The 18,061-nt window shown below is 40.9% G+C and carries 18 protein-coding genes; 4 read left to right on the top strand and 14 right to left on the bottom strand.

The window, feature by feature from the left end:
• Nucleotides 1-54: 54 nt before the first annotated feature.
• Both cphA and MKY17_RS07055 read right to left on the bottom strand, forming a co-directional pair.
• The gene (gene cphA, locus MKY17_RS07060; RefSeq protein WP_339201582.1) at nucleotides 55-2,679 is read right to left on the bottom strand and encodes a cyanophycin synthetase; all 2,625 of its coding nucleotides are present in this window, start codon (nucleotides 2,677-2,679) and stop codon (nucleotides 55-57) included.
• Nucleotides 2,676-3,488: a cyanophycinase gene (locus tag MKY17_RS07055; protein ID WP_339201580.1), complete on the bottom strand. Its 813-nt coding sequence runs from the start codon at nucleotides 3,486-3,488 to the stop codon at nucleotides 2,676-2,678. Before MKY17_RS07055 ends, cphA begins: the two co-directional genes overlap by 4 nt.
• Before the next feature lie 174 nt (nucleotides 3,489-3,662).
• Here MKY17_RS07055 and MKY17_RS07050 point away from each other — a divergent pair, with 174 nt between their 5' ends.
• Nucleotides 3,663-4,085 (top strand): pyridoxamine 5'-phosphate oxidase family protein, encoded by a 423-nt coding sequence (locus MKY17_RS07050; protein WP_098371211.1) that lies wholly within the window; start codon nucleotides 3,663-3,665, stop codon nucleotides 4,083-4,085.
• A 104-nt stretch (nucleotides 4,086-4,189) separates the two neighbouring features.
• Here MKY17_RS07050 and MKY17_RS07045 read toward each other — a convergent pair whose 3' ends face one another.
• The 8 genes from MKY17_RS07045 to MKY17_RS07010 form a co-directional block, all read right to left on the bottom strand.
• Nucleotides 4,190-5,236: a M42 family metallopeptidase gene (locus tag MKY17_RS07045; RefSeq protein WP_339201577.1), complete on the bottom strand. Its 1,047-nt coding sequence runs from the start codon at nucleotides 5,234-5,236 to the stop codon at nucleotides 4,190-4,192.
• A 93-nt stretch (nucleotides 5,237-5,329) separates the two neighbouring features.
• On the bottom strand, nucleotides 5,330-5,467 hold the full coding sequence (locus MKY17_RS07040) for a hypothetical protein (protein ID WP_339201575.1): 138 nt from the start codon (nucleotides 5,465-5,467) through the stop codon (nucleotides 5,330-5,332).
• Nucleotides 5,468-5,498: 31 nt separating this feature from the next.
• Nucleotides 5,499-5,687: a hypothetical protein gene (locus MKY17_RS07035; protein WP_339201573.1), complete on the bottom strand. Its 189-nt coding sequence runs from the start codon at nucleotides 5,685-5,687 to the stop codon at nucleotides 5,499-5,501.
• 109 nt (nucleotides 5,688-5,796) lie between these two features.
• On the bottom strand, nucleotides 5,797-7,560 hold the full coding sequence (gene opp4A, locus MKY17_RS07030; RefSeq protein WP_098371213.1) for an oligopeptide ABC transporter substrate-binding protein: 1,764 nt from the start codon (nucleotides 7,558-7,560) through the stop codon (nucleotides 5,797-5,799).
• Between the two features lie 19 nt (nucleotides 7,561-7,579).
• Nucleotides 7,580-8,485, bottom strand: coding sequence for an ABC transporter permease (locus MKY17_RS07025; RefSeq protein ID WP_098371214.1), 906 nt, complete (start codon nucleotides 8,483-8,485; stop codon nucleotides 7,580-7,582).
• Nucleotides 8,486-8,501: 16 nt separating this feature from the next.
• Nucleotides 8,502-9,467 carry an oligopeptide ABC transporter permease gene (opp4B, locus tag MKY17_RS07020; RefSeq protein WP_098371215.1) on the bottom strand — a complete coding sequence of 322 codons (966 nt, stop codon included), beginning with the start codon at nucleotides 9,465-9,467 and terminating at the stop codon, nucleotides 8,502-8,504.
• 15 nt (nucleotides 9,468-9,482) lie between these two features.
• Entirely contained in the window at nucleotides 9,483-10,409 is a 927-nt protein-coding gene (locus MKY17_RS07015) for an ATP-binding cassette domain-containing protein (RefSeq protein ID WP_053534228.1), read from the bottom strand.
• Nucleotides 10,387-11,412: an ABC transporter ATP-binding protein gene (locus MKY17_RS07010; protein ID WP_098371216.1), complete on the bottom strand. Its 1,026-nt coding sequence runs from the start codon at nucleotides 11,410-11,412 to the stop codon at nucleotides 10,387-10,389. The genes MKY17_RS07015 and MKY17_RS07010 overlap by 23 nt, the downstream gene beginning before the upstream one ends.
• 493 nt (nucleotides 11,413-11,905) lie before the next feature.
• Between MKY17_RS07010 and MKY17_RS07005 the strand changes: the two genes are divergently transcribed.
• Entirely contained in the window at nucleotides 11,906-12,541 is a 636-nt protein-coding gene (locus tag MKY17_RS07005) for a Bax inhibitor-1/YccA family protein (protein WP_098371217.1), read from the top strand.
• Nucleotides 12,542-12,750: 209 nt separating this feature from the next.
• Here the strand turns inward: MKY17_RS07005 and MKY17_RS07000 are convergent, their stop codons facing one another.
• From MKY17_RS07000 to MKY17_RS06990, 3 genes are all read right to left on the bottom strand, one after another.
• Nucleotides 12,751-13,293, bottom strand: a complete 543-nt coding sequence (locus MKY17_RS07000) for an acyl-CoA thioesterase (RefSeq protein ID WP_076366945.1) — start codon at nucleotides 13,291-13,293, stop codon at nucleotides 12,751-12,753.
• Nucleotides 13,294-13,425: 132 nt separating this feature from the next.
• Nucleotides 13,426-13,902, bottom strand: a complete 477-nt coding sequence (locus tag MKY17_RS06995; protein WP_260397996.1) for a M15 family metallopeptidase — start codon at nucleotides 13,900-13,902, stop codon at nucleotides 13,426-13,428.
• 140 nt (nucleotides 13,903-14,042) lie between these two features.
• Nucleotides 14,043-14,525 carry a DinB family protein gene (locus MKY17_RS06990; protein WP_098371219.1) on the bottom strand — a complete coding sequence of 161 codons (483 nt, stop codon included), beginning with the start codon at nucleotides 14,523-14,525 and terminating at the stop codon, nucleotides 14,043-14,045.
• A gap of 213 nt (nucleotides 14,526-14,738) precedes the next feature.
• Here MKY17_RS06990 and MKY17_RS06985 point away from each other — a divergent pair, with 213 nt between their 5' ends.
• On the top strand, nucleotides 14,739-16,556 hold the full coding sequence (locus MKY17_RS06985; protein ID WP_098371220.1) for an ABC transporter ATP-binding protein: 1,818 nt from the start codon (nucleotides 14,739-14,741) through the stop codon (nucleotides 16,554-16,556).
• A gap of 50 nt (nucleotides 16,557-16,606) precedes the next feature.
• On the opposite strand, the gene MKY17_RS06980 is transcribed toward MKY17_RS06985, so the two are convergent.
• Complete coding sequence (locus tag MKY17_RS06980; protein ID WP_098371221.1) at nucleotides 16,607-17,308, bottom strand: GDSL-type esterase/lipase family protein; 702 nt, start codon at nucleotides 17,306-17,308, stop codon at nucleotides 16,607-16,609.
• 217 nt (nucleotides 17,309-17,525) lie between these two features.
• On the opposite strand from MKY17_RS06980, the gene MKY17_RS06975 reads away from it, so the two are divergent.
• Nucleotides 17,526-18,032 carry a GNAT family N-acetyltransferase gene (locus MKY17_RS06975; protein ID WP_098371222.1) on the top strand — a complete coding sequence of 169 codons (507 nt, stop codon included), beginning with the start codon at nucleotides 17,526-17,528 and terminating at the stop codon, nucleotides 18,030-18,032.
• The last annotated feature ends 29 nt before the right edge of the window (nucleotides 18,033-18,061 follow it).

The raw sequence follows: 18,061 nt of genomic DNA, 5'->3' as shown, positions 1-18,061 counted from the left end.
CAAGCTTGCCTTGATGGACAGTGAAGGGATTTTTAGGGCGAAATGCACTTTATTTTATTTCTTCGGCAATGGATTTGTTGTTGAAACCTTTTCGAAAAACCTCTCTACATATTCGAAATCCGTGTAAAAGAACAATAATAGATCACCCGGTTGTGATGTTTCCCAGGCTTTTACGAATGCATCCAATTCATTAGGTTCGATGAATGTCCGATCTTTATGTAACCCAGCTTCTACGGCAGCTCCCTGAAGCAGCCCCGCTACTTCAAACGGCTCCCTTCCACGCAAATCATCATCTTCTTTAATGATGAACAGATCAGAATTCATGGCCGCCACCTTGGAGAGCCTGATAAGCTCTTCATCAATACGGTCCCCCGGTCCTGCCAAAACAGTGATAAGACGATTTTTGTTATAGGCACTGACCGTTTCGAATATAGCCTTCAATCCTGCTTCATTATGTGCATAGTCGATGATGATCGTGCGCTCTTTCAATTTTTTTAAATTGAAACGTCCTTTGGACAAATTCGTATCAGGCATAAATGTGGCAGCCTTCCTTCTTAGTTCTTCCATTGAAATGCCTTGTGTTTCGGCTGCGGCTAACGCCTGAAGTAAATTGGCGATATTATGACGTGCCATGCCTGAAATCGTAATTGGAATAATGGTGCAATCCATAAATTGATGGATGACTCCATCAGATGAATGACAAATCACGCCTTGTTCATTGACGTACCAAACTTTACCTCCCCCATTTATCGCAGCCTTCACGTGAGGCTGGGTGGCATCAGTAGAGGTGTAAATAACCTCCCCATCTGTATAGGCGTTCATGGCAGCTACATTCGGATCATCTGCATTCAGCACACAATAGCCTGTTTTCATTACGACTTCGGCTACCAGCCTCTTTAATTTTATGAGATCATCCAATGTATCGATTCCATCATGGCCGAGGTGATCCTCACTTACATTGGTAATGATCCCCACATCACATTTACGAAAAGCCAGACCTTCACGCAGAATTCCGCCCCGGGCCGTTTCCAATACGGCTACATCAACTTCAGGATGGGCCAATATCATTCTTGCACTGACAGGGCCACTGCAGTCACCTTGATCCAATACCTCATCGCCGATATAGACTCCATCAGAATTTGTCATACCCACCTTTGTTTTTTCATTAGTAAGAAAATAATGAACCAATCGCGTTGTTGTCGTCTTTCCATTTGTACCGGTCACTGCAATGATCGGTATAGCCGCCTCTTCCCTAGTCGGAAATAAGTAATCGACAATGGCTTTGCCTACATCCCTTTTTTTTCCTTCACTCGGATAATGATGCATTCGAATTCCCGGTGCAGCATTCACTTCAATAATCGCAGTCCTTGAATGTTCGATTGGTTTTGATATATCCTCACAGATAAAATCTATTCCGGCTATATCCAAACCGATCGCTTTCGCGGCAGCAACAGCCATATTTTTAATGGTAGGGTGAACCTGGTCCGTTACATCGATTGCCTTTCCACCAGTCGAAAGATTTGCATTGCCGACAACTTGAACCAACTCCCCTTGATTCGGAATGGTATCGAGCGTCCGGTTCGATTTTTCCAAGTAACACGTCACGGTATGTGTAAGTGGAACTTTTGACATCGGCTTTTCATGACCTTCTCCCCGCAACTCATTACAATTTTCCTTTTCTATCAAACTGCGAATCGTTTCCTTACCGTTGCCAATAACATAGGGAGGAAGCCTCAAACTAGCGGCGATAAGTTCTCCGTTGACTATCAGTAACCGATAATCATGTCCTTCAATATGCCGTTCGACAATGTACTTCTCCACATGCAACTCCAAACAATTAATTACATTGAATAGTTCATCCTTATTTTTGATATGGGTGATGACACCCTGCCCCTGTCTCCCATTATACGGTTTTATGACCAGTGGAAAACCCAGCCTGTCCGCCGAGGCAAAGATATCTTCAATGGAGTGGGCAACTTCCCCTTCAGGTACAGGGAGACCACACCCTCTTAAAATTGATTTAGTCAATGATTTGTCACATGAATTCTCAACGGCAATATTCGAAGTTTGGCTAGATATTGTCGCCTGGACATACTTCTGCCTTGTACCGGTTCCTAACCGCAGTAAGCTTTCATCACCCATTCGCTCGACAGGGATATCTTTTGCCTGCGCTGCCTTAAAAATGGCTTCGGTACTTGGCCCCAGTTTATTTTTATAATATAACTGCTCTATTTGTTTTACATAAGATTGTACATTTATAAGTTTCTCACCATTCAGGATGGCTTCCACGATATCTTTTGCTGCTAAAAAAGCTTGAAGACCTGAGTGAGGCTCCTGATAGTCAAAGGTAACATAATAAACACCCTTCTTTTCCATCATTATCGTTTTTCCACGAACGGCTTCGATTCCGGCCAAGTTTTGAAGCTCAATCGTTATATGCTCCAATATATGTCCCATCCATGTTCCTTTTCTCAGCCTTTCGGCGAAACCGCCTCGATACCCTTTTGAACATGTATGGCTTCCCAAGTTCGGGAGCGCCTTTAACAATTTTTCATTGAATCCAGGTATTGAATCAGATGGTTTCTGTTCAAGTTCCCCTATATCCAATTCAATGCAAATCGTAGGTGTGTAAGCAAAATAATTAGGTCCTTTTAAATAACGGACTCGATTGATCATCATTGTTGGATCCCCTTTTTCATCAACAATTTCCTGGTAAGCAGGTCAAAACGGTATCCCCTGGTTAGTGCATGAAGATTAAATCCCGAGAGAGTCAACTCTTCACTGCCATTATCAGAAGATGTGATATTGATATAATCACTGGTGCTGCCATCAAGAACCAATACTTGATGTTGGCCAACTACTTCAAAATGACCGTCTTTAACTAAAATTGCTGTATTTTCATCAATGCCAATACCCATAATTTCTTTATTCCCTGCAATCGCACTTAACAGACGATCAAAGCGGCCACGCTGGGAAAAATGTTGATCGATTATCAGGCCGTCAAGGAAGCCAAAGCCTACCCCAATTTCAACCTTTAATTTATTGGCATTCAGCATCGTGTCAGCAGCGACGATCATGTACTTACCTAAAATCGAAGCGCCAGCACTTGTCCCTGCTATCACCATTCCTTTATGCCAGGCTTTAGAAAGGGCATCGTGGAACTTGGTTTTCCCAATCAGTTCAGACAATCGGCTTTGATTTCCCCCTGAAATGAAGATAGCTGAAAAAGATTTCAGCTGTTCACAAATTGCAGGATCATCTGCATCCTGCCTTGAATCCAGCTTGATCACTTCCACCCTGTTCACGCCTAAATCCCTGAAGATCTTGATATACTCTGCACTCACTTCCTCAGGAATTTCACTTGCTGTAGGCAATATTCCTATTCCGCCGTCGTTATGGGTTGTAAGCTCGACAAATTTATTTAATACTTCACCTTCAAGGCACTTATCCTCTGCCCCGCCAATGATAAGTAATTCACCACAATTCATTCATCATACTCACCTTTACAAATGGATTAACATCATGAAACAGAACACATAATGACTAGTATGGCAAATTCTTTCAGTCTTCATTCATAAAAATGGAAAACTGCATAATTTTGTTTAACTTAATGGAAAAAGAGGAAAAGTAATAGAGTAAAAAAATAAAAGGAGTGTGCAAAAATGAGCCAAAACCAATTAAAAGAAAAAGTATTGAACATCATTCGTGATCATAAAATAGGAGTTTTATCTACAGTTGAAAACAACAAACCACATTCACGCTATATGACATTTCTTAACGATGAATTAACTTTATACACACCAACGAGTGGAAAGACGGAAAAAATTGATGAAATTGAAAAGAATCCTAATGTTCATATTCTGATCGGCTATGATAATGAAGGATTAGGCGATTCCTACCTGGAAATCTCAGGTACCTCGAAAATTAACGATTCACAGGATTTGAAGGATAAATTATGGAATGAATCATTTGAAGATTGGTTCGAAGGTCCGAAAGATCCCAATTATTTAATCCTTCAAATTAAACCGGAAAGCATTCGGTTGATGAACAACAATGGTGAACCTCCACAAGAATTATCATTATAATTTGTCACTAACGAGTAAAGGGACCAAACTCACGACTATAATAAGAATATCGCTAAAAAACCAATAAAAGCCCGCACTCATGTGAGTGCGGGCTTTTTTCAAGATTAAACCAACTCTGATTGGAGATAATGCAAAATCAGATTGGCTGTATGTTTTAATGAAGAGACATGCGTCCGCTCGAAGGCATGTGAAGCATCAATCCCCGGTCCGATTAGACCATGTACGACATCATAGCCTGCCCGGATCGCTGCGGAAGCGTCCGAACCATAATATGGATAAATATCGACGCGGTAGTCGACAGCATTTGCTTTGGCAAGGGCGACTAGATGCTGACGTAATTTATAATGATAAGGACCCGAGGAGTCTTTTGCGCAAATGGAAACGCTGAATTCATCCGTAGATTGTCCATCACCGATCGCTCCCATATCGACAGCTAGATATTCCACTGTTTTCTCAGGGATATTGGAATTACCGCCATAGCCGATTTCTTCATTGTTTGAAATCAGGAAATGGGTCGTATATGCCATTTTTATCTTTCCTGCGGAAATGAGGTCAATGATATGAAGCAGGATGCCGACGCTTGCTTTATCATCCAAATGCCTTGATTTCAAAAAGCCTGTATCCGTAACTTCCACTCTCGGTTCAAAGGAAACAAAATCTCCAACAGAAATGCCAATGGCTTCAGTTTCCGCTTTAGTTTTCACGACAGCATCTACCCGGACCTCAATTGTCTCATCATCACGCTTGGCATCCCCGGCATTTTTATAAACGTGGACAGAGGTCTGATTGATTAAGATGGTCCCAGTGATAATTGCTCCGTCAGCTGTGTGGATTTTACAATACTCCCCTTCCACTGAGTTCCAGCGAAAACCGCCGATCATCGACAATTTAAGGCGGCCATTTGCCTTGATTTCCTTTACCATGGCTCCCAGAGTATCGACATGGGCAGTAAGCAATCGATGTTTGCCATCATCTTCACCTTTTAATGAAGCAAGCAATGCCCCTTTATTCGTGATCTTGTAAGGAACCTTCCTCTGCTCCATGAAATCAGCCGCGTATTTAATCGCTTGATCTGTATAGCCGGAGGGGCTAGGTATGGACACCAATTCTTTTATGTATGATACGATCTCTTCTTCTTTGATCAAACTCATGCATATCTCTCCTTTCCTCTTTGTTCATTATATCTTTTCATGGGAACTTTTAACATATTAAAAGACCGCCAAAAGACGGTCCTATTAATCGATTTAACTCATATGGGCCAGGACAGGCAAGATGGCCATAACTAATGTTGAAATGCCATATAACGCTAAATTATCCATATTAACTTTTCTTTTCCACTTATCTCGCCATACTTTGTATCTGCCCATATCTTCGTTCCTCATAAAAAAACCTCCTTCATGATGAAAGTTCAACTTATTTCACCTGTCTTTGTTTGTTGGACATTTCCTTCATATATTCCAAGAAGGCAATTCTCTTTTCGTCTGGATAGGCTACAATGTCAGCAATGATTTCCTCTTCAAGAGGTTTCAGTAACCGGCCAACCGATTCAGTAAACAATATTTCTAACTCTCTCTTTGTTTCATTAGGATTTCTCACTTCCATCAATATCACCCTTCCAATTACTTACTATTATCTATATAACCTTTATCCACTTCATTGAAACGCAAAAAAATCGACCGCCCATAAAGGCAGCCGATAGTCATCAATTAAATTATTTCGTTACCCCCACATTATGCCACTGATATTGGCGGCCTGCGAGATAATCATAACCTGTAACGCGTTCATTCACTCCTGCCAATTGATAACGGAATAATGTCGGAATGACCGGAACCTCATCATGGATCAATTCTTGCCACTCATTATACGTATCGATTCGATATTGATCATCAAAGGCTTCCTCTGAAATCCCTTTAGCAAGAAGCTCATCATTTTTTTCATTCACCCAGCGGGTATAGTTAAATTCCGCAGATCTAGCCCATAGACCAGATGGATCCGGATCGGAAGCTACTCCCCATGCAGCTGAATAAACATCAACTTGATCATTATCCTTTTTCAATAGGTCATAGAATGAATTGAACTCATGCAGCCTACCATCCTGCAATTCAACGTCCAAACCTACTTGTTCCCATTGTTGGATATAATACCTTGCAAGAGGCTCGGAAACATCGGAACCGCTCATGGAAGCAAAGTTGATCTTGAACTCTTTTCCATCTGCATCTTCACGCATGCCATCCTTATTCGTATCTACAAATCCTGCTTCATCCAAGAGTTTTTTAGCTTTTTCAGGATTATATTCATATGGTTTTACATCTTTATTATTATATTTAAAGTTCGGTGTAATGACAGAGTTGGCAGGGAAGCGAAGGCCCTTGTACATCTTTTCGCCAACTTCTTCATTATTGATGGCATATGCCATCGCCTGACGAAGGCGTTTGTCTCCGAATTTAGGATTCTCATCCATAATATTTTCTTCTTTTTCTTTATCATAGTAACCGAAATTGAAACCAATATAGGAATAAGCCAATTCAACTTTCCCCAATAATTCGACATTATCCAATTCCTTGGCCTGATCATACTGCTCAGCCAAGACCTCCGCTACATCGAGGTCACCATTTTCAAGTGACTTGACGACAATAGACGGATTCACGACTTTCAATGTGATACTGTCCAATTTAGGTGCACCGCGGTAATAATCTTTATTCGCTTCAAATTCGACTGCTTCCCCCTGAACGATTTTCTTCACTTTGAATGGTCCAAAACCAATCGGATTTTTACGGATTTTATCCGAAGATTCCAACTCTGCAATCGGAACATCTTTTAAGTATTCTTTATGAAGCGGGTATGTCCATAATCCAGTCGTGACGGAAGGATTCGCTTTTTTGAATGTGAAAATGATTTTCTTGCCGTCGACTTTAATGCCTGAAATCTTATCCGCTTTCCCTTCATGATACTCTTCCATACCCTCGATTAAAGCCATTTGTTCATCATAGCGTACACCTTTGTAATCTTTGCTTCCCATGACAAGATATGCATATTCTAAATCGGCACCTGTCACAGGTTTTCCATCTTGCCAATTTACATTATCCTTAATCGTCAGCGTAACCGTTTTATGATCGTCTGAAATCTCATAGGAAGCGGCACCTTCATTCGTATATACATAGTTTTCATCTGTATCCAATAAATCTTCATCAAAGAATGTGATAACTTGATTATCGGGTTCGCCTTGATAGAAAACTTTGTTTAATATCCCTTCAAACGGAGTATCGGATACCAAACCATATGTCAAATGGCCGCCTTTAATCGGCTCTCCTTGATTTGTCGTCTTTGTCGGGAATTTAGAGGTATCGACCTGTTCGACATCTTTCCCTTTTTTCTCTTTCGTTGACGATTTCTCCGTATCATTCGAACATGCAGCAAGCAGTAGAGACGAAATGGCCAATGCACTTAATACCTTACTGTAGCTTTTGATTTTCATATCCTACACTCCCCTTTTTTTATCCTCTTCTTTGTCTTGCATCGGCGGCGCGTTTTAACGCTTGACCAACGAAATTTATACTCAGCATCAACACTAGAATCATGAGTGATGCGGGTACCCATATCCACCACTTGTTTTCCAGAACATCTGGATTTCGAGCATAACTGATGAGCGTCCCTAAACTAGGTGTGCTCTCCGGAAGACCGAACCCTAAGAAAGTCAAACTGGATTCTAAGCCAATATTGCCTGCAAGGTTCAAAATGAAGTTGACGATGATCAATGAACTGACATTGGGCAGAAGCTGAAACAGAATGATTTTCCAATGTGGTGTCCCCAGTGTCTGTGAGGCGTGGATATAATCCAGCTCACGCTCAGACAAAGCCTTTGAACGAATCAGCCGTGCCTTTCCTGTCCATAAAAACATCGTCATGATTAAAATGAAAACATATACATTGAAGATCGGCACAATCACGACTACAACGATGATGAACATCATTTGCGGCAGGGCAATCACGAAATCGATAATACGCATGATCACATTATCGGTTGCCCCGCCGAAGTAGCCCGCCAGAAGCCCTAATGATAAACCGATGATAGCCGTGAATAATGTAATGAATAAACTGATCGTGAATGAATTTCTGGTACCTATTATCAGTTGTCCGAATACATCCCGGCCACCATAATCGGTTCCAAGCCAATAGTCTGAAGATGGTTCCAAATAAATGGAGAGAAAATCTACCTTGGCTATTTCCTTGGCGTCCATGAAAAACGACGCACCGTAAACAAAAAGCAATATGGCTGCTAATATAATCAATGAGCCCATGGCAAGTTTATCCTTTTTGATTTCCTGCCAGATGATCTTGATTCCTGAAGGGCTCACATCGTTAACTTGTATGTTCTTTCCGGTTTCCACTTTCATTTCCATACGACTCACCCCGCTCCTATTCTATCCGTATGCGCGGATCGACCGCACTTAGTATGATGTCCGAAAGAAGAGTGCCAAGCAGAGTGGCAAATCCCGTCATCATGACGATGGCCGTGACAACGCTGAAATCTCGCAGACTGACTGAACTAAGGAAAAGCTGCCCAAGTCCCGGATAACTGAAAATGGTCTCGATTATGACCGCGCCGCCGACCAATCCAGTAATTTCATAACCTAAGAATGCTGCTATCGGTAAAAAGGAATTTCTCAGGATATGCCGTGAATATACTTTTGATTCAGGCACTCCCTTCGAACGCGCTGTCCTTACGAAATCCTTGATTTTATTATCGATGATTTCATTTCGCAAATATTGGATCGTACTTGTTGTTGCAATTAAAGCTGTACTTAAAGCTGGTAAAATCAAATGATTGATCTTGCTTACAACATAGGCGAATGTTCCTTCATCCACTTTTGAATCGACACTGCCACCAGACGGGAACCAATCCAGGGCAAATCCGAAAACGAATAACATGATTAAAGCAAAAATGAAAATCGGCGTGCCAAACCCTAAATAGCTATAACCCGTAACGGTTTTATCCACCCAGGTATCGTTATACCTTCCGCTAAGTATGCCTAATGGAATAGCAAGCATATATGTAAAGATCAGCGTGACCAATGCCAGGAACACCGTGTTCCAAAGCCTGTCTTCGATCACATCCATAACGGGCGTCTTATGTGTATAGGAAATACCGAAATCCCCCTGTACTGCATTGGATGCCCACCTTAGATATTGTTGGTACCAAGGGTCATTCAAACCCAGCTCTTCCCTGATCCTATCAAGTTCGGCTGGATTGGCCCTAGGGTTGATTTCCTGGCCTGACAGTGCATCTCCCGGCATTGCTTTTGCCATCATGAAAACGATGATGCTCAATAAAAAGAGCTGCGGGATCATTACTAATAATCGTCTTAGAATAAATTTCCACATATTCCTTCCACCTCCTTATTGTAATGCGACTCTATGTGTCGATGAGATTGGCTTCAAATCGTAAGCACGTCCATTCTCATCGAAATATTTTGAGTAGGTAGACTCATATTCTGAGGTGAGTTTTTTTCTAAGCTGCACTTTATCTTCGCGAACTTCCGGCTCTAAATCCGGAATGGCGGCAATCAGGCGCTTCGTGTATATATGTTGGGGATTTTCATAGATTTCCTCGCTTTTGCCTTCCTCTACCAATCTACCGCGATACATAACACCCATCCGGTCACACATATGCCGGATTACGCCTAAATCATGCCCGACAAATAAATAAGTCAAATTGAACTCCTGTTGGAGATCCTGAAGAAAATTCAATACCTGTGCCTGAACGGAAACATCCAATGCTGACACCGGTTCATCCGCAATGATCAGTTTAGGTTTCAATGTCAATGATCGGGCAATTCCAATCCGCTGGCGCTGCCCCCCTGAAAATTCATGAGGATACTTGTGAATCGATTCAGGACTCAGTCCGACTTTGTCCAAGAAGTCCTGTACGATTTTCTTTTCCTCTGAAGGGGATAACCGTTCGAAGTTCCTCAGCGGTTCGGCAATGATGTCCAGTACCCTCTTCTTCGGATTCAATGATGAATACGGATCTTGAAAAATCATTTGGATATCTTTTCTGAATGGTTTAATTTCTCTTCTACTTAGAGATGCTAAATCCCTGCCTTCAAACAGGATTTGTCCGGATGTCACCTCATTCAGTTTGACCACTGCCTTGCCTGTCGTGGACTTGCCGCTTCCGGATTCACCGACCAAACCATATGTTTCCCCTTGCTGCAATTCAAAGGAAACACCGTCCACGGCCTTTACGTGATCGACTACCCTTCGAAAAAAACCGCCCCTTATCGGAAAATGCACTTTGAGATTATCTAATTTGAGTAATGTCATTGGCCGATGCATCTCCTTCAGCTTGAAAATAAAATTCTTTATAGCAGGTACAACGCACAAAATGATCGTTACCCACATCGTGAAGCCGGGGTGTCTCTTCATGCGCATGTTTAGGTATCCAAGGAATCCTATCTTGGAAGCGACATCCTATCCGATCCATTTTCGCTATCGATGGAACGATTCCTTCGATAACGTGCAAACGATTTTTCTCGTTTGCAGCAGAAGGAATCGAATTTAATAACGACCTCGTATATGGATGCAGCGGATTGTTGAATATCTCTTTAACACTTCCCGTTTCCACTACCTGACCTGCATACATGACAACGATCCTGTCTGCGACCTCTGCTACGACGCTCAGATCATGTGTAATTAAGATGATCCCCATTTTTGTCCTGCTCTGGATATCTTTCAGCAGATCAAGTATTTGCGCTTGAATCGTAACATCCAGTGCCGTCGTGGGTTCATCGGCGATGACCAGTGCAGGATTGCAAGCAATGGCAATCGAGATCATTGCCCTTTGGCGCATTCCGCCCGAGAGCTCATGCGGATATTGCTTGTACGTCCGTTCAGGGTATGGAATTCCCACTTGTGTCAAAAGTTCGATCGTCCTGTTCTTTTTTTCAGCACTGGAGAGTTCAGTATGGTAATCAAGATTCTCCTCGATCTGCTTTCCTATGGTCATGAGCGGGTTCAAAGCCGTTAAAGGTTCCTGGAATATCATACCCAATTCCTTACCCCGGACTTTATTCATTTGTACATCATTCAACTTTAGTAGATTTTGACCTTTATAATTGATGTTTCCTTCGGATTTCGTTCTCTGCTTATTATGTAATTGAATGATAGATAAGGCCAATGCACTCTTTCCACAACCTGATTCTCCAACAACTGCTACAATTTCATTTTCATTCACCGTAAACGAAACATCATCTACCGCTGCATGATATTTGTTGCCGATTCGAAATGAGGTAGTTAGGTTCTCTATTTGCAAAATAGCTTTCTTCATCCTTGCTCCCCCTAAACTATTTTATCGGGAAAATAATTAATCTTCTGATAATTATTTAAAATTTTAATCAATTTTTTACAATTATACAATAGTTTTTATAGAAAATAATCACATTTTTTTCATTTTTTATAACTTTAGGAATAATTTTCTGCAATAAAAAATCGTTTCCTTTATAACGGTTATACAGTAAAGTTTTGAAGTCCGATTAAATGTAAAGAACCAGTAATTTTAAATTTATTATTCCAAGATAACTATTTTACAGTTCATATCTATTTATTGACCTTGTCGTTTTACGTACAGCAGAATGGTTCTGATTTAATTTTTTTGATATTTCAGAAAAGTTAGTACATTTGTAAGAATATCATAAAACAGGTAATTATTTCATATATATTTCAATACTTTAAAAAAAACACTTTATTTTCATTAAATGCCATGAAACCTTTTTAAAACAGATTCGTAGAAATCGGTAGAAAATAAATGATGAGGTGATTGAATGTATTCACAAACTGTACAAACATATATGCCGTCCGTCATGCGGACGTTCGCTTTGTCACTTGCCGTTTCCGTCTTAGGGATGGCTCTCGGCACTATTGTTCCGCCATCCATGTTTCTTCCCTTAGCGATACTTGAGATCGCGATGTTGATTGGAGCATTCATATTGCGGAGGAAAAAAGCCATCGGTTATACATTTTTGTATAGTTTCACATTGATTTCAGGAATTACGACATATCCGATCATTGCACACTACCTAGCCGCTGCAGGGGCAAATGTGGTGATTCTGGCAGGTGTTACTACGACAGTCGTATTTGGTGGACTGGCGGTTTATGCCACGACCACCAAAAGGGACCTTTCTTTCTTGGGAGGAATGTTATTTGCGGCCTTGCTAGCTTTAGTGGTCATTAGCATTTTCAACATTTTCTCTCCATTAAGCTCTACAGCCATGCTGGTCTTTTCCTTTATTGGGATTTTAGTTTTCAGTGGCTATATTTTATATGATTTCAATCGAATGAAGCATTACGGGGTAACAGCCGAAGAAGTACCGCTCATGGCCTTGAATCTATATCTTGATTTCATTAACCTATTCATTAACATCTTGCGCTTCTTTGGTATTTTAGCAAGCGATGACTAAAAGTCAGATATGATCAAACCTAACAAGGTACATAAAAAAGACGCTTGGACTTATCCAAGCGTCTTTTCACGTTTCTTTCCCATACGGATAATATCATCGCTGAAAGATGAGAGTACTGATTTTCCCAAAAACTATGGCGATTAATAAAAGACCAAATCACAATGAATTTGGTCTCAATCATCAATAATAAGGCTAAATAGATGCGTATCTTATTTATATAATCCTGGCTTCGATTGATCGGTCCATGGCAGTTTCACACCGAAAGTACTTGCAATGAACTGTGTATCTTCCCTTCTTTTCTTTCTTATTTGGGCACGTTGTTTTGCTGATTCATTTAAATTCATTTCCATCTCTGTTTCAGGAACCAAACGCGGGACCGGAATTGGTTTACCTTCTTCATTAATGGCAACAAACGTCAAGAATGAAATGACGCATAAATTCCGATCTCCTGTAACTAAATCCTCTGCAATCACCTTTACGATGATTTCCATTGATGTTCTGCCCGTATAAGTCACGAAGCTTTCAAGGCAAACTGCATTTCCTTCGTGAATAGGGTGCAGGAAATCGACAGAATCAGTTGATGCCGTAACGACGTTGCTTCGCGCATGACGCATGGCTGATATAGCCGCTACATCATCAATGTATGCCATTAATTTGCCTCCGAACATCGTACCAATATTATTTGTATCCGGCGGGAGGACAAGGCTTGTTTTTATGACCAAAGAGTCCCGGCAATGTTTTGTTTCTTCCATGGTGACTGCACTCCTTTATGTCTGATTTCTCACTATTCCACTTTATCGAATTCTTACCTGTAAAGCAATTCACATGCTTATTTTCCTGCTTTTATTCAAAATTTATGCGGTATATACTGAAGCCACCCACTATCACTGCCCTTTTGGCCGCTTGCCTTGTTGCAGCTCACCCAGGCTCAAGCCAAATGTCATTTGTAAATGCGGATAATCCTTGAACCCTGCCCAATCCCCTCCCCAGTCAAAACCTAACCCTTTAGCGATGGTTACAACTTCCATCCAATCTGACTTTCCATTATTGTTGCCGTCATAACTCATATCCCAAATGGCCTCGCCTTGTTTGTTAAGTAGGGCAAAATCGATCGCCAAACCGAAATTATGCAGCGACTCGCCACCTCTTGCATTCGTTACGATGTTGCCCGAGCCTGATCTGCCCTTTTCATAAAGTTCATTTTGCTCGGCTAAAGACCGGAACCCCGCCGTAATGATAACTGGGATGCCTTTGTCATTAGCCACTTGAATGAGCTCGTCTTTTTTTTCGGCGACGATCGGATTCAGCTCGTCAGTCAGTTCGATTTCATCTAGATCAGGCGGAAGCACATACTTGATCAAGAGCCACAGCAACAATCCGAAAAAGCCCAATACCAAACATGTCCTTACCCAAGTGGCTTTCACTGAATAATCCTTCCTTTACGAATATCATCTGAAAGTGAAAAACTCAACCAAAGACGGATGAGTTTTTCTTCTATTATTTATAACTTTGCTTTCAATTCTTCAATTTGCAATAAATGCCGTTTTTCATGTAGTCCCACGAACGGGATCCATTGCTTCAAGCTTAAATCTTTAAACAAAGGGTGTGGAAAAGACTTTAGTTCGAGATCTATTTCCTTTGCATGGTCAACGACCTGTACAAAAGCTTTTCGGGATTCGGACAACTTTTCTTTAACCTCACTCAAAGATTGGTATGATTCTGACGGAATGACAAATGGGGGGGCCTGGACCTTCACTTCACGATTTAAAGTAAGCTCGATCGGTTTATCCACAGCAGGATTGCTATCGTCGCCTTTCAATTTATCGGAAATGCCCTTTGTTATGGCTCTCTCCATTAAATATAAATGATCCAAAACCTGGATGATGCTCCATCGTCCTGTTTCAGGATGGGCGTTCAGCTGTTCATCCGATAGGCCGTTGACCGCATTTAAAAGCTCTTCCCTGATTTTTTCATTTTCATTCATTTTTAGCATCTCCTCTTATCAGCCTCGCTAACCTCCTTTAATTATTCCATGTACTATAGGAAAGTGTAAAATGATAATACTTTTTGACTGAAGTGAACCGATTAAAAGTTGTCTATTTTTTGAAAAGCTCTATGATAGTCATAAAGGCAAAACTCATCTAATTCAAATGACTTTCAACATTCATCAAGGATAGTCTAAATAGGAGTGATCGCTATGAGTGGAGGACATATTCCATTCAGCCACAAAGGCCGCAGTACCTTACATGCAATACCCTCAAAAGGAAGCATATGGTTGATGCTTAAGCAAATGTTCAATCGGGTTCCATCGAAGTGGAAGTTTTGCACTTTGGTTTTATGTATCATGCTTTTCATTTCATTGCTTGAGTTCTCCATCCCCCAGTTGACGCAGTTTACGATTGATACAATCATTCCCGAAAAAAGATATGACTCGTTAATCTGGATTGGCGCAGGAATTCTTTGTGCTGCCATTTTATTGGCTTTACTGAACTACTTTAACAGCTATATCGTTTCCAAGGTCGGTCAAAAGGCTATTATGGATATACGTAATAGCATGTATGACCATATTCAAACACTGGATATGAAATTCTTTGATAAAAACCGTACTGGTGACTTAATGTCGCGGTTGACCAATGATGTCAATTTACTGCAGCAGCTCATCTCTTCGAGCATGCTTCAAGTCTTGACTGACACGGTGACTTTCATTGCCGTGGCGGTATATATGCTTTTCATTAACTGGAAGCTGACCATTGTCCTTCTTTTTACATTCCCTTTCATGTTCTATATCACAAGGGCATTCGGGAAACGCATCAGGATGTCATTTAGGTCTGTGCAAAGTTCCGCAGGAGATGTCAGCAACCAGTTACAGGATTCCATTTCAGGAATGCGGCTCATTCAATCTTTTACAAATGAAGAATTCGAATCAAGGAGATTTGCGGAGCGTAATCAGGAAAATATGGCTGCAAACCTTAAGTCCGTTCGGCTACGTTCCATGTTCGGTCCGATTATTGATTTATTGAACAATATCGGTCTTGTAGCAGTCATTGTGTTCGGTGCTTGGCAAGTGATGGAAGGTGAATTCACAATAGGATTAATCGTGGCCTTTCTCGCCTATTTGAGGTTACTGCAGAGTCCAGTTCGCAATTTTAGCCGGGTCATCAGCATTGTCCAGCAATCAGCCGCCGCCTTTGAGCGGATAACTGAAATATTGGAAACCCAACCTGAAATAAGTGACAAGGGAAATGCCATTGAACTCCCTGCGATAAAAAAGCAAATTGAATTTCAATGTGTTGATTTTGCTTATGATGAGAGTGTACCTGTACTCAGCAATTTAAACCTGACCATGAAAGCTGGTCAAGTAACTGCTCTGGTCGGCTCCTCTGGCGCTGGAAAATCGACCATCACGAGCCTTTTGATCCGATTTTATGATCCGCAAGATGGCACGATTAAAATGGATGGTCATGATATCAAAGAAGTGTCACTGAAATCATTACGGGGACAAATGGGAATTGTTTCCCAGGATATCATTTTATTCAATGGTTCAATCCGTGATAACATCGTGTATGGCAAACTTGATGCTACAGATGCTGAAATCAACGAATCCGCCAAAGCGGCAAATGCGCATGACTTTATCAGTGCCTTTCCTGATGGTTATGATTCTCAGATTGGAGAGCGCGGAGTCAAGCTTTCAGGCGGACAAAAACAGCGCATTGCCATAGCTAGGGCACTTTTGAAAAATCCGCAAATCATCATTCTCGATGAAGCAACGGCGGCCTTGGATACAGAATCCGAACATTTGATCCAGCAGGCATTGTCACGTTTAATGAAAAACCGGACTTCAATAGTAATTGCACATCGTTTATCGACCATTCATGATGCTGATCAAATTATCGTTCTGGAAAAAGGGCAGGTTCATGAAAAAGGAACACATCAACAGTTATTGCAAAACAACGGCAGATACAAGCAGCTCCATGACTTGCAGTTCCCTCAACTAAAAGCGATATCAAATTCCTAGCTACTTTGCGGGCAAAAATGCACAGAAAGCCTTCCTGTGCATTTTTGCTTTCATTTGAAATCATAACTTTCCAAAACCCGATTCGCAATGAGCTGATACCCTTTTTCATTCGGATGTAACTTATCACTGAAATACTCTGTTTTCTTTTTATCTTCAAAAAGATCATTTGTAGGAATGAATAACATCCTTTTATCTTTATCCGCTATTCCCTTTATTGACAGGTTATAATCGCGAATGTGCTTTTCAAGTTTTTGATTGTCTTTAATTGGGTTATATAATCCTACTACCAGAATATCCGCTTTATCGTTTGCCTCTATCAATGTTGATGTAATCTTTTTCAGATGGCTGATATACTCCCGTTTACCCTCATTGATTTTTCGGTCACTTATTTTCTTCAAGTCCCCGCCGTTGCTATTGATCAAGTCATTCGTTCCAATATAAACGATGAAAGTATCGGCTTCATCAAGTTTCGTTTTAATGCGGTAATCATCAAGCTGTTTCATCACCCCATCCGTTTCCTGGCCTTTTATACCGTAATTCCAAAAACTCACTTTTTGTTCGGATTGCGGATTATTCAATTCATCCTCAAGGCCTTCTATATATCCTTCTCCGTCCTTATCCCCTTTTCCATAGGTTAATGAATCTCCAAAAGCCATCACCCTTTGCACATCTTCCGACTCCGAGGCCTGAAATTCATATGCAGCAAAACATATAACTAGTACTATAATCAATAAACCTGCCAATTTTTTCATTTGGTTCTCCTCTTGTCTCTTTACTAGAAGTATTTAATCTTTTACATACCCAAAAAATCTGCAGTCTTAACATAAAAAAATTGTCAGATAAAGATTTAAGAGTGTATGATAATATAAAACTTTCAATGGATTGAGTGTCATTCACCGTCCCTTAAACAAAAAACGGGATTACCCTTCATTCTGGAGATTGAATAAATGATAGTTAGGAGTTTAAATCATGGAAGAGCACATAGAGTTTAGAGAGGCAGAACTATCTGATCTACCCAGAATTGTTGAAATATATAATTCGACAATTGCTTCAAGAATGGTCACGGCAGATACGGAACCTGTATCCGTCCAATCGAGGGTTAAATGGTTTGAGGAACATCATTCAGAAAGTAGACCGCTATTTATCATTACTATAGAAGGGAAAACTGCTGGATGGATGAGCTTCCAATCCTTCTATGGCCGACCGGCATATAATTCCACTGCCGAAATCAGCATTTATATTGATGATTATTTCCGGGGAAAAGGAATCGGACAAATTTCGATTCAAAAGGCCATTGAATTGAGTCCAAAATTAGGTGTTAAGACTCTATTGGGTTTCATATTCGCCCACAATACACCAAGCCTTAAGCTTTTTTCCAAATTCGGGTTTGAAGAATGGGCACATTTACCTCAAGTTGCCGAGCTGGATGGCATTGAGCGGGATTTGGTCATTCTTGGTAAACGTGTCGAAATTTAATATTATTCTTTAGAGCTATTGCCTTGAGC

This window comes from Peribacillus sp. FSL P2-0133, assembly GCF_037975445.1.
Classification (GTDB): Bacteria; Bacillota; Bacilli; order Bacillales; family DSM-1321; genus Peribacillus; species Peribacillus simplex_E.
This window is presented reverse-complemented; position numbering and strand designations above follow the sequence as displayed.